Origin of the sequence: Microbispora sp. NPDC046973 (assembly GCF_040644495.1) — a bacterium.
Classification (GTDB): domain Bacteria; phylum Actinomycetota; class Actinomycetes; order Streptosporangiales; family Streptosporangiaceae; genus Microbispora.
This window is the reverse complement of record NZ_JBEYWQ010000023.1, coordinates 49,941-75,554: the sequence shown is the minus strand read 5'-3', so window position 1 is coordinate 75,554 and position 25,614 is coordinate 49,941. Positions and strand designations below refer to the sequence as shown.

Here is a 25,614-nt window from a genome sequence, read left to right as displayed (position 1 = left end):
TTCACGTGCAGGGCTAACGGCTGGGGTCGAGCACCAGCTTGCCCGTCGTACGGCGCCCGGCGAGGTCCTCGTGCGCCCGCCTGACCTGCGACATCGGGTAGTCGCCGCCGGGGACGACGCGCAGTCGCCCGTCGGCGACCTGTGCCGCCATCTCGGCGTACGCCTCGGTGAGCACCTCGGGCCGGGCGAACGCGTGCGTCAGCCAGAAGCCGCTGACGGTGAGGGAGCGGCGCTGCAGCGCGCGGGGGGACACCTTCTCCGGCTCCACCCTGCCGGCCATACCGTAGTAGGCGAGCCTGCCGAACGGCGCGAGCGCGGCGAGGCTCTGGTCGGTGACACGGCCGCCGGTCATCTCGAGGACGACGTCCACCTGCCGCCCGCCGTTCGCCTCGCACAGCGCCGCCGTGAGATCGCGGGTCGCGGGGTCGACCGCGGCGTCGGCGCCGAGGGACAGCGCGAGCGCCCGCTTCTCCGGGGTGCTCGCCGTGGCGATCACCCGGGCCGCGCCGCGCGCCCTCGCCAGTTGCACGGCCAGCGAGCCGACGCCGCCCGCCGCCGCGTGCACGACGACGCTGTCCCCGGGCTGCACGCGGGCGACCCGGCCGACCAGCCACCAGGCCGTCAGCCCCTGCGCCAGCAGGGCGACGGCCGCCACGTCGTCGACCCCGTCCGGCACCGGGAAGGCGGCGTCCTCGGTTATCGCGGCCTTCTCCGCGTATCCGCCGCTCTCGACGATCGCGGCCAGGCGCCGCCCGTCGGCGGTGCGGCCGACGACCTCGCCGCCGGGCACCAGTGGCAGCGCGACCGACGCGATGTAGGCGTTCTCGCGCAGCAGCGTGTCCGCGAAGTTCACCCCGCAGCGGGCCACGTCGAGGAGCACCTGGCCGTCGTGCGGCCGGGGCTCCGGCACCTCGCGTACCGCGACCACCTCCGGGCCGCCGAACTCCGTTATCTGTACGGCTCGCATGGCTCCGCCTTTCCTAGGAACTAAGTCCCCTTTGGTACTGAGTACCATAAGGGACGATGCTCCCGAGCGCTAGACTGCCGCTATGTCCCGGCCCAGCCTTCGGGAGCGCAAACAACAGCGCGCCCGTGACGAGATCGTCGAAGCCGCCTACGCGCTGTTCGCCGAGCGCGGGTACGCCGCGGTGACCGTCGCCGACATCGCCGAGCGGGCCGAGGTCGGGCGCACCACCTTCTTCCGCTATTTCGGCGACAAACAGGAAGTCGTCTTCGCCAACGAGCAGGACTGGCTGGACGACATCGGACGGCGCCACAGAGAGCTGCGCCCGGACCGGCCTCCCTCGCTCGCAGAAGCGCTGTCCCTGTTGCGGGCGACCACCGAGGCCGTCTGCGAGCAGGTGACCCGCGACCCGCGGCGCTACGCCGAGCGCGAGCGGCTGATCGCCGGCAACCCCGAGCTCGGCGACCGCGCGGCCCGCAAACAGCGGCGCCTGGCCGAGTCGCTGAGCGAGATCCTGCGCGAGCAGGGCGCGTCGGCCGAGACGGCCGCCTTGGCCCCGCGCGTCGCACTGGCCTGTTACATCGCCGGCCGCGAGGTCGCCGGCGCCGACCCGGCCGCGCTCAGGCCGAACGTCGCCGCGGCGTTCGACGCCCTCGGCATCCGCTGAGACCGAGCTACCCGGAGGTGCGGGTGTCGTACGACGCGCGGTTGGCGAGCACGTCGTCCATGTGCGTCTCGGCCCAGGCCTTGACGTCGCGCACCAATCGGTGCAGGGAGAGACCGAGGTCGGTCAGCTCGTAGGAGACCGTGACGGGCACGGTCGGCGTCGCGGTGCGGGTGATCAGACCGTCACGCTCCAGGGAGCGCAGCGTCTGCGTGAGCATCTTCTGACTGACGCCGGCCAGCAGGCGCGACAGCTCCGAGTAGCGCATCGACCGGGGCTCGCCGGCGCAGTCGGCGCCCAGCTGATGCGAGCCGGCGCCACCCAGCGCGGACAGGATCAGCGTGACCCATTTGTCGGAGATCCGGTCGAGCAGCTTGCGGCTGGGACACGCCGCCAGGAAAGCGTCATACTCCGCCTTGGCCTGTGCCCTCTTCTGGGCCGCCGTCATCGTCGCCATCGACCGCTCCTCTCACCCGTGGGTGCCTTACGCACTCCGAAGTGCGTACTTCCCGTGAGGAAGTTACCCACCAATACTGATGCAGCAAGCCGTTAGGCACCACCCAGCTCACCATGAAAGACAGAGGCATGAGCACGCTCTCCCCTTCGCTTCCCGGCGGCACCTGGACTCTGGGCGACCTGACCGTCACCCGTTTCGGCTACGGCGCCATGCAGCTCGCCGGCCCCGGGGTCATGGGCCCGCCCGCCGACCACGGCGGCGCACTCGCGGTCCTCCGCGAGGTCGCCGACCTCGGAATCACGCACATCGACACCAGCGGCGCCTACGGACCGCGTGTCACCAACCAGCTGATCCGTGAAGCGCTGCACCCATACCCGCAATCGCTGCACATCGCGACCAAGGTCGGCGCGACCCGCGACGAGCACGGCGGCTGGCCCCCGGCCCGACAGCCCGAGGATCTGCGCCGCGCCGTCCACGAGAACCTGGAAACCCTCGGCCTGGAGGTGCTCGACCTGGTCAACCTCCGGCTCGGCGACGCCCAGGGACCCCGGCCCGGCTCGATCGCCGAGCCGTTCGAGACGCTCGTCGAACTCCAGCGGCAGGGCCTGATCCGGCATCTCGGACTGAGCAACGCGACGGCGGAACAGGTCGCGGAGGCACAGGCGATCGCGCCGATCGTGTGCGTGCAGAACATGTACAACCTCGCCTATCGCCAGGACGACGAGCTGATCGACGAGCTCGCCGAAGAGGGCGTCGCCTACGTGCCGTTCTTCCCGCTCGGCGGCTTCAGCCCACTGCAGTCCTCGGCGCTGTCGGCCGTGGCCGCCCGGTTGGATGCGACGCCGATGTCCGTCGCCCTGGCCTGGTTGCTGCGGCGGTCGCCGAACATCCTGCTGATTCCCGGCACGTCGTCGGTGGCGCACCTGCGCGAGAACGCCGCCGGCGCCGGGCTCTCGCTCTCCGACGAGGATCTCGCCGAGCTGGACAAGATCGGCCGCTAGCGGGCATCCGCGGGTCCCCCACGCTCATGCCGACGGCCCTGCCGGGGACCGTCAAGGACACAGCTCAGACCAGCAGCGCCTTGAGGTCCTCGCGCAGGGCGGCGGCGTCGCGGAAGTGGACGGCGGCGAGCCCCGCCTGCTCGGCCGCCGCGACGTTCTCCAGCCGGTCGTCCACGAAGACGAGGTCGCCGGGGGCCAGCCCGAGCCAGGCCACGGTCTCATGGAAGATCTCCGGCTCCGGCTTCACCAGGCCCATCCGGCCGCTGTAGAAGCGCGGGCCGATCGGCCGCATGAACGGCAGCGTGTCGATGCTCTCGGCGATGCAGACCGGCATGTTGGACAGCAGCGCCATGGGCACCCCGACGCCGGCCAGCTCGTCGATGATCGCCACGGTCTCCTCGTTGGGCCGCGACCAGCTCGCCGCGTCGAGGGCGACGATCGCGTCCAGCTCGGCTCCGTCCACCGGCCTGCCGTACACGTGGGACCAGTACGCGGCGGGGTCGAGCGAGCCCCGGTCGAAGTCGAGCCGCACCTCCCAGTAGCGGTCCTCGAACCCGGGGTCACCTCCCGCCATGCGCGCGACGTCCTCGGGGGCCTGGGGAAGCGACACGACGTTGCCGTAGTCGAAAAGCACAGTCTTCATGGTCGTACGATCATAGCCCGTGTTCGGAACTCAGGTCACGTAGGGCTTGAGGTATCCGTTGGCACTTCCGCAGCGCAGGTAGTTGCGCACGGTGTGGAAGTCGAGCCAGTCGATGTCGCAGGAGACGTCCCTCTCGACGCCGTCGAAGCACGGCGCGAGCATGGCCGGGATCGCGGCGATGTCGTCCTTGTCGGCGATGTTGATCCAGCGGCGCACCCCCGGCGGCCGCGCCCCGCGCCCCCGCACCGGGACCGGGGCGAGCCGTTCGAAGACGACGTCGCGCATGCCGAGCGGGCTGCCCAGCGTCACCAGCAACTCGACCGAGAGGTCCGGGTGCGCCCACAGCGCCTCGTACGTCACGACGCTGCCGAGGGAGTGGGCGACCACCGCCCGGGGACGGCGCCTGCGCACGACGTCGGCCACCGCGTCACGGGCCCGCACGCGCGGGTCCGCGCCACCCAGGTAGGCGGCCACCTCCGGGCAGAAGTCCTGGGCGAAACGCACCGCCTGCGGGCCCATCCTGGTCAGCAGCCACTCGGCCAGCCGGTGCGCGAGACCGGTGAGCGACTCCCCCGCCGCGTCGCGGAACGGACCGCCGAGCTGGACCGCCCAGTCGGCGAGGACCAGCTTGGCCGGCACCTCCATCTGCCGCGGCGGCTTCGGCGGCCCGCCGTGCAGGTGGTGGGCGTAGTAGGCGATCTCGGCGAAGTAGTCGCCGGCGCCGTCCGCCCGACCGGTCAGACCCTGGTGCAGGTAGGCGTTCCACTTGGCCCGCATGACCTCGGCGGCGCCGCCCGCCGACCCGCCGGCCTCCTCGTAGTAGTGATACTTGCCGATGCCGTGGACGCCCACGATCGAGGCCATGCTCCCGCCCATCCCTGTCGCCCCCATCTGGGGTCTGCGGATACCGGGGGCCACTGTGCACGACGCGATGGACCGCGACAACCACCCGCCGCGTTTACGGTGATAAATGGAGAGCGGCGGTGATATTCACCCCGATAAGTTGGTCGTCCCCGTCCGTACGCCAAGGGAGAGAACCGATGTCAGGCCCGTTGCACGTGCGCGGCTCGGTCGTCGTGCCCGAGGCGGAGCTCGCCTGGCGCTTCTCCCGCTCCTCCGGCCCGGGCGGCCAGGGCGTCAACACCACCGACAGCCGGGTCGAGCTGAGCTTCGACCTCGCGCACACCACCGCGGTCGGCCCGGCCCTGCGGGCCCGCGCGCTCGAACGGCTCGCCGCCCGCCTGGTGGACGGCGTGATCACGGTGGCGGCCTCCGAGCATCGTTCGCAGCTGCGCAACCGGGAGGCGGCGCGGGAACGACTCGCCGCCCTCCTCCGCGACGCCATCGCGCCGCCGCCCAAGCGGCGCCGTCCCACCAAGCCGTCGAAGGGCGCGGTCGAGCGCCGCCTGGCGGCGAAGAAACAACGCTCCGACCTCAAGCGCCTGCGCCGTACGGAGGACTGACCCGCGGCGCGCTGTCGCGCAGGTGCCGGATGCCCATGTCCAGCGCCGCCTCCAGATGGGTGAGCCGTCCGGTGGACAGGTGGAGCAGCACGCCGCCCTGGATGCCCGCGAGCAGCGCGGCCGCCGCCTGCCCGGGATCGATGCCCGGGTCGATCTCGCCCGCGGCCTGCATGTGCCGCACGCCGGCCGCGATCTCCGCCTCCCACCGGAGCATCAGCTCGGTCACCACCGCCTGGGCGCCCGGTGTGCTGTGGCCCACCTGCGACATCACCACGTTGAGCGGGCACTGCCGCCCCTGCTCGCGGTAGCGCTCCACCACGCGGTCGCGCCAGGCCCGCCAGGCCGCCCACGAGGTGAGCTCGCCGAGGTGGGGCTGCTGGTCGGCGAGCACCCGGTCGGCCTCGAAGCGGGCCACGGCCAGCAGCAGCTCCTCCTTGCCGCCGGGGAAGTAGTGGAACAGCTGGCTCTTGCTGGTGCGCGTCCGGGCGCGGACGTCGTCGAGGGTCGTGTCCATCACCCCGCGCTCGCGGATCGTCTCGGCGGCTCCCTCGACGATCCGCTGCCGGGTGGCGGCTCCCTTCGTGGTCAGCGTTCGCACCGCAGCCTCCGTACAGCCTCCGTCGTCTGGACTTGCCGGTCCATTCTGCCGCCCCAGGAGGCGGCGCGGCCACCACCGCCTCGTCAGCCGGCGCCGATGCACACGAAGCCGGCCGCTGCGGCGGCCGTCCGCGGGTCGTCGCCCCGTACGGCCCGCTGGGCCTCGGCGAGGGCGGCGGCGGGCGGGCGCCCGGCGGCCAGCCGTTCGTGGAAGGCCACCATGACAGGGGTCGTCGCCGCGTCGGGGATCGGCAGCACCGAGGCGACGAGCTGGCACGTGCCGCGGGCGAGGAACGCCACGGCGAGGCCCATCAGCTCGTCGCCGGTGCGCACCACGGAACGGCCGCTGTCGCAGGCCGCGAGCACCAGCGTGCGCGGCACCCGCGGCAGCCGTTCCACGTCGTAGGCCATCAGCGGCCCGTCGGCGAGGGCGATGCCCGAGAACAGCGGGTTCTCCGCCGACAGGTGGCCGTGCGCGGCGAGATGCGCGAGCCCGGCCCGCGACAGGGCGGCCGAGACCGCCTCGACCGACGCCGCGGCTCCCGCGAGCACGGTGCCGTCGTGAATCGCGCCGACCGCCGCCGCCTCGGGCCCCGCGGCCGGCAGCCGCGGGCCCGCCACCGCGACCACCCGTCCCCCGTCCGCCGACGCGAGGCGGGTCCGGGCGAGGTGCCACAGCGTCGCGGACGGCGCGACGGTCACGGGCCGTCCGGCGCAGGACGGCAGGAGGGACCAGGGCAGGCTGTGCAGCGGTCCGGTGGGCACCACGACGAGCGGGCGGTCGCCGATCTCCGCCAGTGGCCCGAGCAGCAGGGCGTCGAGCCGGGCGGCCGCGGCGTCCAGCAGCGCGGCGGACGCGGCCAGCATCTCGGGCCGGGCGCCCGGCCGCGCGTCGCGCCGCACGGCGAACGTCAGCCGCTCGATCAGGTCGGCCGCCTCGGCCGTCGCCCCGAGGCGCCGGACGCCCACGCGGCCGTCCACCAGGGTGAGCACGTGCAGGTCGGCACCCCGGCGGACGTACTCGACCAGCGCCCACGAGCCGAGCGAGGCGGCGAGGTCCCGGGGCGTGACCGGGGCGGCGGACGCGTGGCCGGGAGTGCCGGCGAGCTGACGGCTGCGGTCGCGGATGCGCCGTTCCAGGTCCGCCTGCCGGGCGAGCAGCGGGGCGGGCGCCGCCGCCTGACCGGCCAGGTCCCTCGTCACGGAGCGCAGCCGGGCCAGCAGTGCGGTCAGCACCGGGTCGTCGGGCGGACGGACCGGCGCGGCCCGCAGACGGCTGGCCCGGGCGCGCTCCGACCACTCGAGGAGGCCGTCGGGGCGACCGGCCTCGAAGGCCACCTCCAGTCCCAGCGCCACCAGGTCGGCCCGGTGCGCCGCCGCGTGCACCCGCAGGTCGGTGGCCCCCATCGCCGAGGCGTGCTCGTCCAGGACCCGCAGGCCCGTCCGTACGGCGGCGAGCACGCCGCGCGCGTCCCCCTCGGCCCGCCGTTGCAGCGCCCGCGCATACCAGCCGCGCGCCCGGACGAGCGCCGGCCCCCGGGACCGGGAGGCCGACGCGGCCCGGCTCAGGTAGCCGGCGGCCACGTCCCCCGTCCGGGAGCGCCGCTCGGCGGTCACCTGGGCGGCCACGATCGCGGCGTCCAGCGCCGCCGCGGGCCATCCCGCCGCGTCCAGGGTCGCGACCATGACGTCGATGACCGCCGCCGGGAGGCGCGGCCGGCGGCCGGCGGCGCGCTGGGCGGACAGGACGGACAGCCGTGCCAGCTCCGTCCATTCCCGCCGCCCCTGGGCACGGAAGCGGCGCAGCGCCACACGGGCGTGGCCGAGCGCGGCTTCCGGATCTCCGGACAGGATCTCGGCCTGCGCGAGCAGCACCTGCACCTCGGGCACCTTGAGCGAGCGGCGCTCGCGGCGGTAGGCGTCCACCGCGCGGGCGGCGGCCGCCTTCGCCTCGGCCGTGAGCCCCGCCGACAGCAGCAGTTCGGCCCGGTCCTGGTGCAGCGTGCCCAGCTGAGCGCCGTGCGCGCCGATGATGCGCTCGGCCCGGTCGAGGTGGCGCAGCGCGGCCGGTACGTCGCCCCGCAGCGTCTCCATGAGACCGAGGTTGTTGGCGATCAGGCCGATCGTCAGCGGGCGGCCGAGCTCGCGCGCCAGCGTCTCCGCCTCCAGCAGGTCGCGTTCGGCCGCGGCGAAGGCGTGGCGGTCGGAGTGGACGAGGGCCCGGTTGATCAGCATCCGCTGCACACCGAGCAGGTCGGCGTGCCGGCGCAGCACCTGCAGCGCCGCCTCGAACTCGGCGAGCGACTCGTCGAGGCGGCCGATCACGTGCAGCACGATCCCGCGCTGCGCGCGGGCGCGGGCGGCCGCCATACCGGTCAGATCCGGCAGGGCGGCGTCGATCTCGCGCAGCGCGGCCTGCGGCCTGCCCCGTTGCAGGACCGCGAAGGCGAGCTTGTACCGCGCCTCGGCGGCCAGGTCGGCGCGGCCGGCCCGCATGCCCCAGGCGGCGGCGCGGCTCAGGTGCCTGACGGCGTTGTCGAGCTCGCCCACGTGCAGGAGCGCGTGCCCCCAGGCGCGTTCGGCCGTGGACGCCGCCACGGCGTGGCCCGCGCGCGCCGCGCGCCGGGCGGCCCTCTCGGCCGCCGGGAGGCCCGAGACGGGGTCGCGGTCGACCGCGGCCAGCGCCGCCTCGGCCTCGGCCAGCGGTTCATCCGCGGACTCCGGCGGCCCGCCGTCGCGGTCGGCGGGAACGGCGGGGGCGCGTGCTGGAGCGTTCCCATCGGCCCTTGCGCCCGGCGGCGTTTCCTGCGTTGGATGTATCACGGCCAGGCCCTCGTGGTTCCGTCTGAGGAAGTTCGCGTTCCGGACAAGTCACGACCCCGGGAAGGACATTATCCAGATGCCAGTCGACGCGGGCACCACATCGCACCAACCGGACCAACTCATCGTCGACCTCCTGCACCTGGAGGTCGTCGAGCGCATGCTGAGCGACTTCGGCGTCGTGCACGCCGCCCTCGCCCCCGACGACCGGGACGAGCTCCTCGGACTGGCCCGCCTGCGCGACCTCAAGGACGCCGACGACGATCCCGTCGAGGTCGGCGAGCTCCTCGCCCTGCTGCGGGAGAAGGCGGCCGCCGACCGCGGCGGCTGGGTGCCGACGATCGGCAAGAACCGGGTCGTGGACGCGGTCATCGGGGACGGCCACAAACCCATGTCCCTGCCGGACGGCGCGGTCCTGGCGAGCGGCCACAAGCCCATGTCCCTGGGCGAGTTCGACGTGCTGGGGCACAAGCCGATGGACGGCGGGCAGCCGGAGCCCGTCGGCCCGGCCGACCTTCCACAGCCGCTGGCCGGGCACGAGGACGCCGGGCGCGGCGTGCGGGTCGGCGTCGTCGACACCCCGCTCGCGTCCGCGGAACCGGGCACGGCGGAGCACCCGCTTCCGTACCGCTCGGGGCATTCCGCGTTCGTGCGCAGCCTCATCCGGCGGGAGGCGCCGGCCGCGGAGCTCTCCGTCGAGGGGGTCCTCGACCCCGGCACGGGCCGGGCCGACTCCTGGGACACGGCCCGGGCCATGCTGCGGCTGGCGGCCGCCTTCCAGCCGGACGTCCTCAACCTGTCCCTCGGCTGCTTCACGCTGTCCGGGGGGCCGCCGCTGGTCATCGCCCGCGCGATCGAGCGGCTCGCCCCGCGGGTGCTGGTCGTGGCCGCCGCGGGCAACCACGGCGCGCTCGCCCACCTCAGCTCCGGGCGCAGCCGGCGCTCGGCCTGCTGGCCGGCCGCCGTCCCGCCCGTCGTCGCGGTCGGCGCGTACGGCACGGTGGACGGGCACCCGGTCATGCCCGGCTGGAGCCCTGACCTCCCGTGGGTGGCGTGCCTGGCGCCCGGGAAGGGGGTCGTGGGCGCGTACCTCACAGGAGAGGTCGACATCGACGGCCGCCGCCAGACCTTCCAGGGCCACGCCCGGTGGAGCGGCACCTCCTTCTCGGCCGCCCTCGTCAGCGGCGCGGTCGCCGCCCGCACGGTCCCGGGCTCGGTGACGCCCCGGCAGGCGCTGGACAAGCTCCTTGCCGAGGCCGCCGAGGTCCGGCCCTACCCGCTTGAGGGCTGACGGGTCATGCGCGACGATCCGGTCGTCGTCGACCTCGTGCTCCGGGCGCGCGAGGGCGACGCCGCGGCGTGGGACACCATCGTCGAGCGGTACGCGCCGCTGGTCTGGGGGGTGTGCGGCCGGTACGGCGTGACCGGCAGCGACGCGGACGACGTCGCCGGCGGCGTCTGGCTGCGGCTGGTGGAGCGCCTCGGCACGCTGCACGAGCCGGCCGCCCTTCCCGGCTGGCTCGTCCGCACCACCCAGCGACAGTGCCTGCAGCTGCTGCGCGCCCGTAAGCGGCAGGTTCCGGTGGACGCCCCCGAGCCGGGCGCCCGCGAGGAGGAGGACGGCGTGGACGGCGAGATACTGGTGGCGGAGCGGCGGCACGCCCTGCGCACGGCCTTCGCCGAGCTGCCGGCCCGGTGCCGGGAGCTGCTGGGCATGCTGTTCGCCGAGCCGCCGGCCTCCTACAACGAGATCAGCGCGGCGCTCGGCGTCCCGGTGGGGGCGATCGGCCCCACCCGCGGGCGCTGCCTGGATAGGCTGCGCAGAAGCCGGGCACTGGCCGCTCTCGAGCTGGCATAGGCGGTCGACGCGGACGGGAGCGACGGCGTGACGGACGTACCGAGCTGGTGGGACGACGACGACCGGCTGCTCGATGAGCTGGGGCACGCGGTGCGCGAGGCCCGGGTGCCCGAGTCCTTCGTGCGCGCCGGGAAGGCGGCCTTCGCCTGGCGGACCGCCGACGCCGAGCTGGCCGAGCTGCGGCTCGACTCCCTGCTCCCGGCGCGGGAGCCGGCGGGCCTGCGCGACGAGCCGCGGCCGGACGGTTCGGGGCCGCGCGTGCTGAGCTTCGCCGCCGGCGAGCTGTCCATCGAGGCCGAGATCCATCCCGACGCGGTGCGCGGGCAGCTCGTGCCCGCACAACCCGGCGCGGTCCTCGTGCGGGACGACGACGGCCCCGTCCGGGAGGTCCCGGTCGACGAGGTCGGCTGGTTCGTGATCGAGCCGGTCCCGGCCCGGCGCTTCCGGCTGCACGTCCGCACGAACGCCGGGGCCACCGTCATCACCGGCTGGATCGAGCCCCGGCCGTAGGCGACCGCCGCCCGCCGGAGAACTCGCGCGGATTCGCTGTATCACCGGTCCCCCTGCGCCATCCGTCGTGTGACAGACCACCGCGTCAGCGGTGACGTACGCACCGGAAGGACCAGGATCGTGAGCGATCCCGCACGCGCGATGAGCAAGGAAGACGCCTACGCCGAGCTGCTCGACCTGCAGTCGGGCGACGTGATCCGGCTGGAGGGGGAGGGCAGCCCGGAGAGGGTGAGCCTGGACGGCTGGGACGGCGAGCAGCCCCAGGACGGCAACGTCGCCGGAGTCGTCGTCCGCTACCTGGCGTCGGGCACGGTGACGTCCGGGCAGCCCAGCCGCCCGGCGGCGCCCGACCGGCTGGACCCCCGCAACGCGCTCGCCCTGGTGCGGCTGTGCCAGTGGCTGAAGGACACCTACAACGTCGTCGAGCTGTACCACCTCGGCATCTCCGGCGGCGGCGTCGACGCCCAGGGCCGCCCGCGCACCGACTGCCACGGGCAGGGCCGCGCGGTCGACTTCGCCGGCGTCAAGGCGGTCGCCGAGGACGGCGAGGAATGGACGCTCACCGTCAACGACGACTGGGGGACCGTGTCGACCGCCGCGACTCCCGGCGGGAACTGGCCGCCCGGGACCGGGTCCGACACGTCCTACCGGCTCGACGACGAGGACGCCGACCCGTTCACGCGGGACTTCTGGCGCGCCGTGTACGAGTTCGTCGCCTCGGAGTGGCAGGACCGCACCGACGGCCCCGACGGGCTGGACACGCCCACGTCCATCGGCGAGCGCAGCTTCATCATGCACCCCGACCACCCGGCCACCTCCCCAGGGACGCCGCACGGCCGGGAGGCCCACAAGAACCACATCCACATGCAGATCGGCGTCACAGGAACGGCGGCCTGAGCATGCGCAACCTCACCTTCTGCGACATCCGGCTGCACCCCTCGACGGTGGACTCCGCGTTCGAGGAGGCCATGACCGGCGACGTCATGCCGGGCGCGGGCGACCCGCCGCACCCGCCCGGCACGCTGTTCGTGCGCAGCCTGTACCGCGAGGCCGGCTACGGGTTCCCGCCGGCGTACCGCTGCGTCGTGAACTCGATCCTGGTCGGCGACACCGGGTTCTTCGGCATGCGCCCCCGGATCGCCCGGCTCGGCGCCGACGTCAAGGAGCCGCGCGTGCGGCCCGTCGCGGGCGCGGTGCCGGACGACGAGACGGCGCTGGACGTGCTGCGGACGCGGGACGGCCACTCGCTGGTGATGGCCGCCGTCCACCTCCCGCTGCGGATGATCCAGGAGACCTTCGAGAAGGAGCTGGTGGCCGCGCTCGAGGAGGAGGTCACCGTGCCGTCCCGGTTCAGCGCGGTGTCCGGCGCGATCTGGACGCGCGACGACGAGGCCGTCAACGGCCGGGTCGAGTACCTCGTCGCCGCGACGGGCGACTTCGCCGAGCTGCGGCTGCGGCCCCGGACGGTCGAGCGGATCGAGGCGGCCGGCGGCAGGCTGGTCGAGTCGCGCGGGTTCCACCACGTCGGCACGGTGTCGGACGAGCCCGCGCCGCAGGCCGGGGGATGACCGCCGTGGACAAGCTCTGCGGGTTCGTCGCCCCGTCCGGGGCGAAGGCGTACTTCTTCACCGGCGAGCGCTACATCCGCTACGACGTCGAGGCCGACGGCGCCGACGAGGGCTACCCGCTGGCGATCGCCGACCAGTGGCCCGGCCTGTTCGAGGCGGACATCGACGCCGCCCTGCCGTGGAGCGACGGCTCGGTCTTCTTCTTCCGCGGCGACCAGTGCCTGTCGTACGACATCGAGAACGGGATCGTGCTGGACGGCCCGCGGCCGATCGCCGAGATGTGGCCCGGGCTCTTCGAGTCCGGCATCGACGCCGCGATCCTGTGGGGCAGCGGCAACGCCTACTTCTTCTCCGGGGAGGAGTACCAGGAGTTCGACGGCGCGACCGGCCGGATCGACCCGGAGGTCAAGCCGGTCGCCGACGACTGGCCTGGAGCGTTCCCGCGGATCGAGACGGCGCTGTGGTGGCCCAGCGGCAACCCGTACATCTTTTCCGGGAACGAGTACGCGAGGCTCGACCCGGACGACGGGTCGGTGGCCGAGGGCTTCCCCCGGTCCATCGAGGACTGGCCGGGGCTGCCGATCGGGCCGCCGGCCGAGGACGTTCCCGAGCCTGTCGCACCGGACGGGCCGACCGGCTCGGCGCGCTCGGTCAGGGACTTCTTCCCCGAGTTCAGCGCGCCGTTGGAGGGCCGGCTCCCCTACCTCTACCAGGACGTCAAAGGCCTGGTCACCACGGGCGTCGGCAACCTCGTCGACTCCCCCGAGGAGGCGGCCGCCCTGCCGTTCGTGCACAAGGACACCGGGACGCCCGCCACCCGCGCGGAGATCGTGGCCGAGTGGCACCGGATCAAGGACGCGCCCGGCCTCGCGAAGAAGGGCCACCTGGCGGCCAAGGCCATCCACACCCTGGAGCTGCCCGACGCCGCGATCGACGAGCTCGTCCGCAAGAGGTTCGACGTCAACGAGGCCCGGCTGTCGGCCTTCTTCCCCGGGTGGGCGGACTGGCCCGCCGACGCCCGGCTCGGGGCGCACAGCATCGCCTGGACGGGCTCGTTCTTCCCCACCCGCTGGCCGGGCTTCAACGCCGCCGCGAACGCGGGCCGGTGGGAGGACGCGGCGGCCCAGTCCCACCTGCGGGAGGACGGCAACCCCGGCCTCGCCCCGCGGAACCGGGCGAACCTCCGGCTGTTCCGCAACGCGGCCGCCGTGGTCGCCCGCGGCCTCGACCCGTCCCTCATCTACTACCCCGCCGCCCTGTGAGCGGCCCCCACACAGTTCAGGAGCCAGCGATGGTGAACCCAGCAGGACCGATCATGGCCGGCGGCTTCGAGACCGTCACCCTCAACGACGCCGGCGTCGAATACTCCCTCGTCTTCCTTCCCGACAAGCACAACGACGAGCTCCAGGCCCAGGGGGCCAACCCCGTCTTCTACTGGCTGCCGGAGCGGATGCGCCTGGCGCGCAAGCCGAACGGCGACCTCAGGCTCAGCTTCCTGCACTTCCTCGGCGTGCAGGACGGCCAGACGAACCTCGGCGTGGCCCCCGGGCAGACCCGGGAGACCTCGGGCGGGGTGCTCAGCTTCGCGATGACCGGCGCGCCGCCCGAGGGCGTCCTCCGGGACGCGCACAAGCAGATCCTGGAACGGATGCAGCAGGGCAGCCGGGACCGGTTCTGGCAGGTCAAGCCGGGCGTGGCCGACCGGTCCACGATCGCCGACATCCGGCCGATCCCGATCAGGAGCTCCACCCTGCGCCTGATGATCACCGACCAGGACGGCACGCAGGGCGGCAACGCCGGCGACCCGTTCTTCGTCACCGCCCAGGGCGCCGGAAACGGCTCCCTCATCCCCACCGCCGAGCACCCGTTCGTCGTCAACCTCGGCACGTTCGCGGCGGCGCAGGTGGAGCAGGGGCTGCTGGGCACCGAGGTGCCCATCGCGGTGACGGCCGACCTCACGCTGCCGCTGTGGGCGCCGATCACGCGGCTGCACATGACCGCCAACTGGGAGCGGGTGTTCAGCCACTTCACGGCCCAGGCCAACGCCAGCTGGTGGTGGAGCTCGGTCGACCTCAAGGCCACCTGGAACACGCTGCGGATGAACGGCGACATCAAGGTCGAGCTGGAGATGGACCGGACCATTCCCGGCGCGGACAACAAGGAGGCGATGGTCACCAAATACATCGACATGCTCGTGGCGATGTGGCTGGACCAGGCGAAGCAAGTGATCTTCCAGCCGATGCCGGAGGTCCAGGACCCGGGCCCGCCGAAGTCCGGCGGGCTGCTCAACCTCTTCGGCTGGGGCTTCGGCGCGGGGTTCAACCTCAACTTCCGCCAGGATCGGGTGGAGATCGCCAACTCCTTCACCTTCGAGGTCGACGAGATGTACGCGCAGCCGAGCACGATGGGCGGCAACGTGGACGGCGTGGCCGACCTGCTGGCCGCCCACCCGGAGCTCAAGAGCCGCTATCTGCGCACGCTGTACCTGGACAACTGGGAACGCAAGATCACCACGGTCTGCCGCCCCGTCATCAAGTGGCCGGACCCCGACCACGGCGTGAGCGGCGACCCGGTGAAGTTCGCCAGCGTCCAGATCGGCTACCCGGGCGTGAACGGCGAGATCGCGTGGTCCGCCCACGACTTCCTGCCGCCGCCGCGCCCGCAGGAGGTCGACGCGACGACCGACGTGCACGGCGAGGGCGCCCCCGTCGGGGAGACCACCCCGCTCGCCCCCGCCTCCTCGGCGACCCTCGTCTACGCCAGCGGCGCGACCAGCGAGGTCTTCTTCGCCCGGCAGACCCAGAAGAAGGCGGAGGAGGTCGCCGGCGCCCCGGAGGGGTGGCGCCCCGACAAGGTGTTCGTCCGGCGCACCATCCAGTTCGACGAGGCGCCGTCCGCCCTCGACGACCGGTTCTCCCGGATCATCGTCGAGGCCAACGAGGTGGACCTCGACCCGGGCCCGTTCGGCACGCTCACCGACAGCCTGAACGTGGCCGTGCGCGCCGACAACGCCGGCGCACTCGTGCTCGCCCCGATCTCGATCAACCGGGACCTGACGGCGAGCAACCAGATCGTCGAGGTGCAGGTGCAGCCCAAGGGCGAGGGCCCCGACGGCGGCGAGCGCCCGATCGTGACGTTCACCTTCACCATGGCCGACACCGGGGAGAACTACAAGGAACGCCGGTTCGCCCTGTACACGGGACAGCCGGGACGGCCGCCAGCGTACCGGTACCGGGCGCGCGTGATCATCAAGGGCACGCTGTTCGAGGACGGGGACGAGTGGATCGGGCCCTGGACGGACGGCGAGGGCAGCGGCGACCTGTCCGTGCGGGTGCCGAAGAAGACCGATCCCGGCGTCACCGTCGTGAGCCAGGGCTGACCGGGATGAACACGCCAGGAGTCCCGGCCGACGAGCCGGGCCCCCGCGTCGGAGCGGCCGACCGGAGCGAGCCCCTGCTGCCGGACTCGCAGCTGGGCTCGCCCTGGTGGGCGCCCGCGCCGGAGCTCGTGCCCGCCTCCGAGGGCACGTTCCGGTTCCTGTTCCGCGTCACCGGTCACGACGACGAGGGCTCGCCCGTCCTCAGCGCGACGGTCACCGCCGTGCTGCGCTTCCCTCCGCCGCCCGCCGGCGCCCAGACCGTCCCGTGGACGGACGTGAGCGTACGGCTGCGCATCCCGTTCGTGGACGCCGACACCGGCCGGCCGACCTCCACCGAGCTCCCGGTCGACGTGGACCGGCACGACGGCCTCGTCCACTGCCGGGCCGAGATCAGCGGAGCCGTGGCCAGGGCCGCGTACGGCGCGCTGAGCACGCCGGGCTTCCAGCCGGACGACGGAGCGGGAGTCATCGTCAGCACGAGCTTCGTCGGCGTGCAGGAGACGCTCGCCGCGTGGGCCCTCTCCGGGGAGGGCCCCGACAGGCCGGACAGTCTGGAGATCGTGCCGGTCCGGGGATGGCCGTTCGAGGAGCCGCTCCGCGAGGAGCACCCGATCCCCGAGGAGCACCCGAACTGGTCGGACGTGGTGACCACCGAGGTCCGCGTCCCCGGCGAGCTCACGACCGCCGGGCGGGGCGCCGTCCGGCTGACCGAGGTCTCGCCGCCCTTCACGGAGTCTGCGCTCACGGAGGCGCTCACGGAGCCGGCGCTCACGGACTCGGCGGTGGCGGGGCCGGCCCTCCTGGCGGAGGCGCCGGCGGAGGATCTGCCGGCCCTGCTGACCCTCGCCCGGGTGCCGCTTCCTTTGCCGCGCGCCGGCCGGCGCCTGGTGCTCCGCGACGACCTCGACGGACGGCGCGACGGGATCCTCGACGGGACCACGGGATCGGAAGGGCCCGACCCCCGCGGACTCGCCACGGACCCCCCGTCGTTCACCATGGACATGGGCGTGTCCGTGACCCGCTCGCACCGCCTGCCGCTGCTGGTGCCGTGCCGCGACAACCCCGGCCTGTACCGGCAGGACGTCGGGAGCGGAGAGCCCGTGATCGTCGGCTGCCAGGACGCCTTCCAGCTCGGCCGCGTCCCGGCCCGGCGGTTCGCGCCGGCTCCGCGCCTGGACCGCGACCACCGCTACTCGGTGTGGGAGTCGCTCCAGCAGCCGGCCACGTACCTCGTCGTGCCCGCCCACTACCGGGTGGCCCGCGACGTGGCCGGCCGCCCCCAGCTGGAGTGGCTGCAGGTGTTCGACGCGACCGTGGACGCGGGCCTGCCGTGCCGGCTTCAAGCCCGGTGCGTGCCCGACCTGTCGGCGGCCGAGCTCGCCGAGCTGGACTCGCTGCTGCGCGCGGACGCCGGCGGGCGCGACGTCCGCGTGCTGCTCCCCACGTCCCCCTCGGTGGGGTCGACCGGGGTGTCGGTGCGGTCGAGCACGTTGGAGGGCGGCCTGCGCGCCGTCCTGGACGACGACGCCATCCGTCTGGCGCTGCACGTGGACTACGACGACGCTGTCGTGGCGGTCGCCCAGTTGCGCGGGGGCGACGCGGTCTCGCAGGTCGTCTTCGACACCGGCGACTCCTCCACCTCGATCGCGACCACGGTGCACCTGGACGTGGACGAGCTGGCCGGCCCGTATCCGGGCGGGCCGGTACGGGTCACCGCGACCGGGCTGCGCAACGACGCCGACACGGCGGCCGCGGTGACGGCCCTCTGGGTGCGGCCGCCGGTCGGGGGGTGGCAGCGCGTCCCGCTCGACCCACCGGCGCGCGTGCCCGCCCACGGGGACCTCGCGCTGCCCGCCGCCGTCCAGGACGGGGCCGTCGTGCCGCAGGCGGTGCTCGACCCCGCGGACCCCGCCCAGCTGGTCGTCCGCAACGTCTACCTGGAGAACCTGCACACGGCCGTCCTCATCCGGCGGGACGTGGACCTGCGGGCCGCGGGCGTCGCCGGCGTGGGACTGGTCTTCGCGGTGTCCGGCATCGAGGTCGCGCGGGCCGTCCTCCCCGCGGACGCGCCCACGCTCGAGGTCACCCTGGTGCAGCCGCTGGTCGCCGACCGTTCGACGTTCGACCGTAAGGTCGCCGTGTCCGTCACGCTCACGCGGGACGACGGCACCGTACGGCCGGCGGCGACCGGCCCGGTGGTCGTGGACCTGGCGGCCGGCGCGATCGTCCGGCTGTCCCGGCTGATGGGGGTGTGACCGCCTACCGGGCCGGCGCCGTGCCGCCAGGAAGGTCGGCTCCCCCTGTCGCGGGCCGCAGGCGCGCGAGCATGGCGAGCGCCCGCTCCGACGGGCTTCCCGGATCGGCCTGGAAGATGACGAGCTGCTGGCCTGGGGCGCTGTTGACCGTGAAGGTCTCGTAGGAGAGCGTCAGCTCGCCCACCACGGGGTGGTGGAAGCGCTTACGCTCCGCACGCCGAGGCAGGACGTCGTGGCGAGCCCATATCCGTACGAAATCGGCGCTCTGGTCGGACAGCTCGTCCACGAGCAGGGGCAGGAAGGGGTCCTCGGGGTCGGTGCCGGCGGTGGCGCGCAGTTGCGCCACCTTCATCGCCGCCGACTTCTCCCATTCCGGATAGAAGGCGCGTGCCTCGGGGTTGAGGAAGCACAGGCGCAGGAGGTTGCCGTTGTGGTCGAGGCCGTCATAGAGGGCGTCGGCCATGCCGTTGGTCGCGAGCACGTCCATCCAGCGGCCGAGGATGAACGCCGGGGTGGCGTCCCATAGCCGCAGCAGGCGGAGCAGGCCGAGGCTGACCTGCTCCTCCCGGCGGACCGGCCGGGGCCGGGGCCGCGGGTGGGCGAGCTCGTACAGGTGCTCGGTGGCGGCGTCGTCGAGGTCCAGCACCCGGGCGAGCGCGTTGAGGACCTGCTCGGACGGGCGGCGTTCCCTGCCCTGCTCCAGCCGCACGTAGTAGTCGTTGCTGACGCAGGCGAGCATGGCCACCTCTTCCCTGCGCAGTCCAGGGGTACGGCGGCGCCCCATTCGCGTCAGCCCGGCGTCTTCCAGGCTCGCGGCCTCGCGGCGAGCCCGGAGAAAATCTCCAAGGAGTCGCTGACGGTCCACTTTGTCAGCATATGCCGTTTATAGGCGATTTTCGAGAGCATTCCGGGCCGTCAGGACGACCGGCGTTTGGGTGGCCGCGTCACACCCAGGATGGACGCTCATAGGAAGACCACAGCCTTAACCAGGTGGGCTCCCTGGACGGACGATGGCCGCGTACATGGAAAGACGGCTCCCAGCCCCAGCGGGCGACCTCCCGTGAAGAGGAGCAACCATCGTGCGCTACGAGGGCGCGGAGTCGGGTTGCCTCCCAGAAGGAGCCCTCTCGTGCGAAACACCCTGAATCCTGCCTGCGTCCCTTCGTCCATGGCCGAACTCATCACAGCGCTCCGCCGGCAGATCGTCGACGCGCTGCTGGCGGCCGCGATCCTCTCTTTCACCATCCCGACGACGCTCCTGGGTCTGTCCTTCTCCTTGTGGGGCCCGATTCCGGATTGGATCGAGATCACCATCGAGGTGATCACCGCGGGCACCGTGCTGATCCGCCGGCGCACCGGACTGCCCATGATCATCGCGTCGATCCTCTGCGCCGTCGTCACCGGGCAGATCGTGCCCATGGCCTTCGCCGCGTACTCGATGACGGCGGACAGCAAGATGCGTCACTGGCAGCTGGTGACCATCCCTCTGATCGCGGCCGCCACTGCCGTCGACTACGTGGACCCCGGGACGGACGACTTCCTTTACCTCTGCCTGGTGCGCGCGCTGGCGCTCATCTTCCTGCCCGCGCTGGTCGGCACGTGGGTGCGCGGCTATCGCGGGATGATCTCGGAGTTGCGGGCGGGGACGCGGGAACGCGAGCGGCGGGCCGCCTTCCGGGAGCGCCGCAAGATCGCGCGAGAACTGCACGACACCGTGACGCACGCGGTCACCGTGATGGTCCTCAACGCGGGGATCATCCGCGACGAAGCGGACCCCGAGGTCGGTAGCCTCGCCACCGCTATCGAGGACAAGGGCGTGGAGGCCCTCGGCGAGCTGCGCGAGCTGCTCGCGGTGCTCCGGCGCGAGGACGGGCCCCGGATGATGACGACGGGGGCGAGGGCGATCCCTGCCCTCGTGGAGGAGGCGGCCGCCACGGGCACCCAGGTCAGCCTCGACTTCGACCTGCCGGACATCGGCCTCCCCGCCCAGGTCGGGCACGCCTGCTACCGGGTCGTGCAGGAGGGGCTGAGCAATGTCAGGAAGCATGCTCCCGGGTCCCGGGTGCGTGTCGTCTGCGAGGCCCGCGACGGTGTCGTGACCGTCTCGGTGGTGAACGGCAGGGACGAGGGCCGAGCGCGGATGTCCCTCCAGCGCCTGCTTCCCCACTCGGGTTTCGGCCTGGCGGGGCTCGAAGAGCGCGTCGCGATCCTGAACGGCCGGTTGGAGAGAGGGGGGACTCCTGACGGCGGCTTCATGCTGGTGGCGCGGATCCCCTTCCACCCCGCCGACGCCTGGTTCTCCGGCGACCTCGCCGACGAGGCGGCACGCGGCGAGAGCTCGTGAGGCGGCCGGCTCGCCGAGCTCCACGCCGGGCCGGACCGCGTCGCCTACGACAGCTGTGCGACCATCCCGGCGAACTCCTCCGGGGAAACGATCCGCACGCCGAGGGATTCGGCCTTCGCCCGCTTGGACCCCGCGTTCTCTCCCGCCACGACCAATGAGGTCTTCGCCGAGACGCTGGACGACGCCCGGCCTCCGGCCCGTTCGACCAGCTCGTTCATCTCGTTGCGGGACAGTGCCGCCAGCGGCCCGCTCATCGCGCCCGTGACCACGACCGTCATCCCGGTCAGTGGCAGAGCACCCGGCTCGTCGCCGCCCTGCGCCTGGGTGGTCATGCCGCCCTCGTCACCGGCCACCGCCGTCACACCGGGCTCGACCATGTTCACCCCGGCGCGGACGAGCTTGTCGATGAGGTCGCTCAGCTCGGCCAGCTCGGCGACGATCACGGGCGCCTTCTCCGGGCCGATGCCGTCCACCTCCTGGAACGCCTCGGCGTCGGCCGCACGGATGGCCTCCATGGTGCCGAAGTGCCGGGCGATGCGGCGGCTCATCGAGCGCCCCGTCCCCCTGACCCCGAGCGCGCAGAACACCCGGCTGAGCGGTCTGGTCTTGGCCCTGCCGACGGCGCTCAGGAGGTTGTCGGTGGACACCTCCCCCATCCTCTCCAGGTCCAGCAGCCGATCGCGGGTGAGGAAGAACAGGTCGCCGAAGTCGGCGATCAAGCCGGCGTCCAGCATCTGCTGGATGCGGTTGTCGGCCAGCCCTTCCACGTCCAGCTGGTCACGGCCGACCGCGTACCGGATCGAGGCGATCGCGCGGCAGTCTCGGCCTCGCACGCACCTCCACCGCTCCTGCGACGTGTCGATCTCACCGCCGCAGGTCGGGCACACCTCCGGGAACACGATGGGCTGCTCGTCGCCGGTGCGCAGGTGCACCACCGGGGACTCCACCCGCGGGATCACGTCGCCGGCCTTATAGACGACCACGCTGTCCCCCAGCATCAACCCACGACGCTCGATGTCGGAGGGGTTGTGCAGCGTCGCGTACGTCACGACGGAGCCGTCCAGCTCCACCGGCTCGAGAACGGCCCGCGGGGCGATCACGCCGGTCCGGCCGGTGTTCCACTCCACCCCGACCAGCTTCGTGATCTTCTGCACGGCGGGCAGCTTGTACGCGATCGCCCACCGCGGCGCCCGCGACCCGAACCCCGCCTGCGCCTGGTCCGCCGCGTCGTCCGCCTTGATCACGATGCCGTCGATCCCGAACGGCAACCCCGGGCGCGCGGCCGCGATCTCCTCGACTCTCCGCTGCACCCGCTCCACGGTCGTCGCGACGATCCCGGCGACCGCCGTCCCGGCGGTGGTCTGCACGCCCTGCCCGGCGACCCAGTCCATCACCTGGCTGTGCGGCAGCTCCCGGAGCCGGGTCGCGAGGTCGGACGTGTCATCGGGCAGCGGCAGCGCGCCGTACCCGAAGAACGTCAGCTCGCACACGTACGGCCGGTCCTGCGCCCGCAACGTGCCCGCGGCGGCACTGCGCGGGTTCGCGAACGTGGTGCCGTCGTGCGCCTGCCGTTTCGCACACGCCTCCTCGAACTGCCGGGCGGTCATCATCACCTCGCCACGCAGCTCCACGGTGACCGGGTCGGCCAGCCGCCCGGGGAGACCGGCGATCGTGCCGATCGCGTGCGACACGTCCTCACCCGCGCTCCCGTCGCCGCGGGTGACCAACTGGACGAGGCGGCCGTCGCGGTAGCGGGCGGCGATCGCCAGCCCGTCGAGCTTCGGCTCCACCGACCACGAGGTCACCGGACGGCCGAGCCGGCGTTCCAGCGAGGCGGTCCAGCCGGCCAGCTCCTCGGGCCCGAACACGTTGTCCAGGCTGAGCATGGGCACGATGTGCGGGACGTCGCCCACGACCGCGCCACCCGCGACCTTGCCCGTCGGCGAGGCCTCCAGCACCCGATCGGGATGAGCCTTCTCGTAGGCGGCGATGCCGCGGACGAGCCTGTCGTAGGCGTCGTCGTCCAGTGGGGACGTGCCGTCACCGTAGTAGGCGGCGGCCGCGTCGGCCGCCAGCTGGACCGCCTCGGCGTAGGCGGTCTCGTCGAGGATCGCGTCGATGGGGGGCGCTTCAGTCATGCGGTCATCGTGCCGGGCGGGACCGACAAAAGGCGGCCGTCACGCGCGGTTCACCAGCTGATTGCGGCCGCCACCGGCAGGTGGTCGCTGCCGGTCGCGGGCAGCACCCACGAGCTCCGCGGCTTCACGCCGCGGACCAGGATCTGGTCGATCCGCACGACCGGGAACGTCGCCGGCCAGCTGAAGCCGAAGCCGTCCCCGGCCACCTCCTGGGCCGAGCGCAGCTGCGAGGTGACGCCGGCGAACGCCCGGTCGTCCATGGTGCCGTTCAGGTCGCCGATGAGCACCACCCGCTCGTTCTTCTCGGCGGCGATGGCCTCGCCGAGTGCCTGCGCGCCCCTGTCCCGCGAGTCCGTCCAGAAGCCCGCCCTGGTGTTCACCCGTGCGGACCCCAGGTGGGCCACGTACACCGCCAGAGGGCCCCGGTCCGTGGCCACCGTGGTGCGCAGCGCCCGGTTGTAGGCCAGCTTGACGCCGGCCGGCTTGGTGTCCGCCAGCGGCCCGTAGTCCATCTCGGTGTCGACCGGCCGGGTGCCCGACAGCGGCAGCTTGCTCCACAGCCCTACCGTGCCCCGCACCGTGTGGTAGGGGTACGCCGTCGCCAGCTCCTTCTCGTACGTGCCCCGGGCCTGTTCGGTCACCTCCACAAGGGCCAGCACGTCCGCCCCCGAGGCGGCCAGGTCGCGGGCGGTGCCGGCCGGGTCGGGATTGGCCGCGCCGACGTTGTGGCCGGCCACGATGAGGTCGCCGCCCGGGCGGGACTTGCCGGCGAGCAGCCCGCCGAAGAGGTTCAGCCACACCATGACCGGCACCAGCAGCGCGAGCACCGCGGAGGCGGAGCGGCGCCACAGCGCCCCGGCCAGCAGCACCGGGACGAACAGGCCGAACCACGGCAGGAAGGTCTCCACCAGGCTGCCGAGGTTTCCGATCCGGTTCGGGATCTGTGCGTGCAGCAGCATGAACAGGCCCAGCAGCAGTGCCAGCGCCGCGAGCACCGGGGCGCGCTTCCAGGGGCCCGGACGAGAGACGGCGCGCATCGCCCGGCGGATGCGCCCGCGCCGGGTCCCCGCGCCGGGATCCCGGCGGCCGGTGTCGCTCTGTCCGGTCTCCGCCGTGTCCACCGTCGTCATCGTCTGTCCTCGCTCGCTGCCGGTCACGCCGGGGCCGCCGGCCGTCGAGCACTGGACGCCCGCCGGTCGACCCCGTCCACTGTCGACCGGCCGTGTCCCCGCCTCGTCCGCGCCGTGTCATGGTTGTGTCACGGTCGCGCCGGACTCCCGGGCGGCCCGCAGCGCAGGCACCGCTCCTAGGCGGACAGACCGGCCTCGTCGAAGGCGAAGACGCCACCGACGACCGTGGCGAGCACGGCGACGTCCTTGATCCGCTCGGGGGCGACCGCGAACAGGTCGTCGCCCAGGACGACGAAGTCGGCGAGCTTGCCGCGTGACAGCGTGCCCTTGTGCCGCTCCTCCCCGGCGGCGTACGCCGAGCCGATCGTGTACGCGCGCAGCGCCTGCTCCGCGGTGAGGGACTCGGCGGGGGTGAACGGCACGCCGCTCGCCGTACGGCGGTTGACCAGGTCGTGGATGCCGAGCAGCGGGGCGCCGTCGGCCACCGGGCAGTCGGAGCTGCCCGGGACGACGATGCCGGCCTCCAGGAACGACCTCTGCCGGTAGCAGCCGAGCGCGCGCTCGGGGCCGAGGGCGGCGAGCATGCCGTCGCCGAGCTCGGAGACGAACCTGCCCTGCGGCACCGGGATGACGCCGAGCCTGGCGATCCTCGCCACCTGGGCGTCGCTGGTCACCGCGCAGTGCTCGACGCGGTGGCGGGCGTCGGGCCGGGGATGGCGGGCCTGCGCCTCCTCGTAGGCGTCGAGGACCACGTCGATCGCGTGGTCGCCGATGGCGTGGGTGGCGATCTGCCAGCCCGACGCGTGCGCCCGCAGGATGAAGGCGCGCAGGGCCTCGGCGTCCTCCTGCAGCAGTCCCCGGTTGCCCGGCTCCCCCTCGTAGTCGCAGCACATGGCCGCGGTGCGGCCGATGAGCGAGCCGTCGGAGAACAGCTTCACCGGCCCGATCCGCAGCCGCTCGTCGCCGATGCCGGTGCGGAATCCGAGGTCGAGCCCGAACCAGTCGTCGCCGATGTCGTGCAGGTTGGGCGAGCCGGGCATCAGCGTGGCGCGCTGCGGCAGCACGCCCCGCCGCACGGCCTCCTGGAAGGCCGCGAGGTCCCAGGCGCCGTTGCCGGCCAGCCCGCGTCCGATCCCCGGCTCGGTGAAGCTGGTCAGGCCCTCGCCGGCCGCCACCCGGCCGGCCAGCGCGATGCCCTCGACGAAGTCCTCGAACGGCACCGGGCGCAGCACGGCGTCCGCCAGGCCCTGGGCCTGCTCCGCCAGCAGCCCGTCGGGCCGGCCGCCGGCGTCCCGCCCGACTGTGCCGCCGGGGACGTCCGGCACGTCCTCGACGCGTTCGAAGCCCATGCGGGCGAACGCCGCGGTGTTCGCCACGCCCATGTGGCCCGAGACGTGCTGGAGCCAGACGGGCCGGCCGCCGGCCGCCCGGTCGAGCGCCTCGCGGCTCGGGTGCGCCCCGCCCAGCTTGTTCTGGTCGTAGCCCGCGCCCTTGACCCACGCGTCCTGCGGCAGGCCCGCGGCGCGCTCGGCGACCTTCGCGTACAGCTCGCCGAGCGTCCGCACCTGACCGTCGCGCAGGTCCAGCTCGCGCAGCCGCTGGCCCCGCATGCTCAGGTGGTGGTGGGCGTCGTTGAACCCCGGCACCACCGGCGCCCCGCCGAGGTCGACGACGGCGTCGGCGGTGAGCCCGTCCAGGTCCTCGTCCAGCCCCGCGATCCTCCCGGCGAACACGCCGAGCCGGGTCGCGGCGGGCCGATCGGGGTCCAGGGTGGTGAACCGGCCGTTGACGAACAGGACGTCCAGACGCATGGTGCTTCCCTT

At 73.4% G+C, this 25,614-nt stretch carries 22 protein-coding genes; 12 read left to right on the top strand and 10 right to left on the bottom strand.

What is annotated here, in order from left to right; translation table 11 throughout:
• Positions 1-13: 13 nt before the first annotated feature.
• Complete coding sequence (locus ABZ860_RS32370) at positions 14-967, bottom strand: zinc-binding dehydrogenase (RefSeq protein WP_357227398.1); 954 nt, start codon at positions 965-967, stop codon at positions 14-16.
• Between the two features lie 82 nt (positions 968-1,049).
• On the opposite strand from ABZ860_RS32370, the gene ABZ860_RS32365 reads away from it, so the two are divergent.
• A complete protein-coding gene (locus tag ABZ860_RS32365; protein WP_357227395.1) occupies positions 1,050-1,631 on the top strand; it encodes a helix-turn-helix domain-containing protein in 582 nt (193 codons plus the stop codon).
• A gap of 7 nt (positions 1,632-1,638) precedes the next feature.
• Here ABZ860_RS32365 and ABZ860_RS32360 read toward each other — a convergent pair whose 3' ends face one another.
• Positions 1,639-2,085 carry a helix-turn-helix domain-containing protein gene (locus tag ABZ860_RS32360; RefSeq protein ID WP_357227392.1) on the bottom strand — a complete coding sequence of 149 codons (447 nt, stop codon included), beginning with the start codon at positions 2,083-2,085 and terminating at the stop codon, positions 1,639-1,641.
• A gap of 128 nt (positions 2,086-2,213) precedes the next feature.
• Between ABZ860_RS32360 and ABZ860_RS32355 the strand changes: the two genes are divergently transcribed.
• The gene (locus ABZ860_RS32355) at positions 2,214-3,086 is read left to right on the top strand and encodes an aldo/keto reductase family oxidoreductase (protein ID WP_357227516.1); all 873 of its coding nucleotides are present in this window, start codon (positions 2,214-2,216) and stop codon (positions 3,084-3,086) included.
• A 64-nt stretch (positions 3,087-3,150) separates the two neighbouring features.
• Here the strand turns inward: ABZ860_RS32355 and ABZ860_RS32350 are convergent, their stop codons facing one another.
• Positions 3,151-3,729 (bottom strand): HAD-IA family hydrolase, encoded by a 579-nt coding sequence (locus tag ABZ860_RS32350; RefSeq protein ID WP_357227389.1) that lies wholly within the window; start codon positions 3,727-3,729, stop codon positions 3,151-3,153.
• 30 nt (positions 3,730-3,759) lie between these two features.
• Complete coding sequence (locus ABZ860_RS32345; protein ID WP_357227386.1) at positions 3,760-4,593, bottom strand: hypothetical protein; 834 nt, start codon at positions 4,591-4,593, stop codon at positions 3,760-3,762.
• Between the two features lie 176 nt (positions 4,594-4,769).
• Between ABZ860_RS32345 and arfB the strand changes: the two genes are divergently transcribed.
• The gene (arfB, locus tag ABZ860_RS32340; RefSeq protein WP_357227383.1) at positions 4,770-5,192 is read left to right on the top strand and encodes an alternative ribosome rescue aminoacyl-tRNA hydrolase ArfB; all 423 of its coding nucleotides are present in this window, start codon (positions 4,770-4,772) and stop codon (positions 5,190-5,192) included.
• On the opposite strand, the gene ABZ860_RS32335 is transcribed toward arfB, so the two are convergent.
• Both ABZ860_RS32335 and ABZ860_RS32330 read right to left on the bottom strand, forming a co-directional pair.
• Entirely contained in the window at positions 5,164-5,790 is a 627-nt protein-coding gene (locus ABZ860_RS32335; protein ID WP_357227380.1) for a TetR/AcrR family transcriptional regulator, read from the bottom strand. The genes arfB and ABZ860_RS32335 overlap by 29 nt on opposite strands.
• Positions 5,791-5,873: 83 nt before the next feature.
• A complete protein-coding gene (locus ABZ860_RS32330) occupies positions 5,874-8,612 on the bottom strand; it encodes a CHAT domain-containing protein (protein ID WP_357227377.1) in 2,739 nt (912 codons plus the stop codon).
• A 76-nt stretch (positions 8,613-8,688) separates the two neighbouring features.
• On the opposite strand from ABZ860_RS32330, the gene ABZ860_RS32325 reads away from it, so the two are divergent.
• From ABZ860_RS32325 to ABZ860_RS32290, 8 genes are all read left to right on the top strand, one after another.
• Positions 8,689-9,900: a S8/S53 family peptidase gene (locus ABZ860_RS32325; RefSeq protein ID WP_357227374.1), complete on the top strand. Its 1,212-nt coding sequence runs from the start codon at positions 8,689-8,691 to the stop codon at positions 9,898-9,900.
• A gap of 6 nt (positions 9,901-9,906) precedes the next feature.
• Positions 9,907-10,467 carry a sigma-70 family RNA polymerase sigma factor gene (locus tag ABZ860_RS32320; protein WP_357227372.1) on the top strand — a complete coding sequence of 187 codons (561 nt, stop codon included), beginning with the start codon at positions 9,907-9,909 and terminating at the stop codon, positions 10,465-10,467.
• A gap of 27 nt (positions 10,468-10,494) precedes the next feature.
• The gene (locus ABZ860_RS32315) at positions 10,495-10,977 is read left to right on the top strand and encodes a hypothetical protein (protein ID WP_357227369.1); all 483 of its coding nucleotides are present in this window, start codon (positions 10,495-10,497) and stop codon (positions 10,975-10,977) included.
• Between the two features lie 120 nt (positions 10,978-11,097).
• The gene (locus tag ABZ860_RS32310; RefSeq protein ID WP_357227366.1) at positions 11,098-11,874 is read left to right on the top strand and encodes a hypothetical protein; all 777 of its coding nucleotides are present in this window, start codon (positions 11,098-11,100) and stop codon (positions 11,872-11,874) included.
• Positions 11,875-11,876: 2 nt separating this feature from the next.
• On the top strand, positions 11,877-12,545 hold the full coding sequence (locus tag ABZ860_RS32305) for a hypothetical protein (protein WP_357227363.1): 669 nt from the start codon (positions 11,877-11,879) through the stop codon (positions 12,543-12,545).
• Entirely contained in the window at positions 12,542-13,807 is a 1,266-nt protein-coding gene (locus ABZ860_RS32300; protein WP_357227361.1) for a hemopexin repeat-containing protein, read from the top strand. Before ABZ860_RS32305 ends, ABZ860_RS32300 begins: the two co-directional genes overlap by 4 nt.
• A 29-nt stretch (positions 13,808-13,836) precedes the next feature.
• The gene (locus tag ABZ860_RS32295; protein WP_357227359.1) at positions 13,837-15,924 is read left to right on the top strand and encodes a hypothetical protein; all 2,088 of its coding nucleotides are present in this window, start codon (positions 13,837-13,839) and stop codon (positions 15,922-15,924) included.
• A 5-nt stretch (positions 15,925-15,929) separates the two neighbouring features.
• The gene (locus tag ABZ860_RS32290; protein WP_357227357.1) at positions 15,930-18,179 is read left to right on the top strand and encodes a hypothetical protein; all 2,250 of its coding nucleotides are present in this window, start codon (positions 15,930-15,932) and stop codon (positions 18,177-18,179) included.
• Positions 18,180-18,183: 4 nt separating this feature from the next.
• Here ABZ860_RS32290 and ABZ860_RS32285 read toward each other — a convergent pair whose 3' ends face one another.
• Positions 18,184-19,044, bottom strand: coding sequence for a helix-turn-helix transcriptional regulator (locus ABZ860_RS32285; protein ID WP_357227354.1), 861 nt, complete (start codon positions 19,042-19,044; stop codon positions 18,184-18,186).
• 264 nt (positions 19,045-19,308) lie between these two features.
• On the opposite strand from ABZ860_RS32285, the gene ABZ860_RS32280 reads away from it, so the two are divergent.
• Entirely contained in the window at positions 19,309-20,523 is a 1,215-nt protein-coding gene (locus ABZ860_RS32280) for a histidine kinase (protein ID WP_357227352.1), read from the top strand.
• A gap of 44 nt (positions 20,524-20,567) precedes the next feature.
• Here ABZ860_RS32280 and ligA read toward each other — a convergent pair whose 3' ends face one another.
• From ligA to ABZ860_RS32265, 3 genes are all read right to left on the bottom strand, one after another.
• Positions 20,568-22,661 carry an NAD-dependent DNA ligase LigA gene (ligA, locus tag ABZ860_RS32275; protein ID WP_357227349.1) on the bottom strand — a complete coding sequence of 698 codons (2,094 nt, stop codon included), beginning with the start codon at positions 22,659-22,661 and terminating at the stop codon, positions 20,568-20,570.
• A 50-nt stretch (positions 22,662-22,711) separates the two neighbouring features.
• Complete coding sequence (locus ABZ860_RS32270; protein ID WP_357227513.1) at positions 22,712-23,698, bottom strand: endonuclease/exonuclease/phosphatase family protein; 987 nt, start codon at positions 23,696-23,698, stop codon at positions 22,712-22,714.
• A gap of 269 nt (positions 23,699-23,967) precedes the next feature.
• Entirely contained in the window at positions 23,968-25,602 is a 1,635-nt protein-coding gene (locus ABZ860_RS32265; RefSeq protein ID WP_357227346.1) for an amidohydrolase, read from the bottom strand.
• Positions 25,603-25,614: the final 12 nt, after the last annotated feature.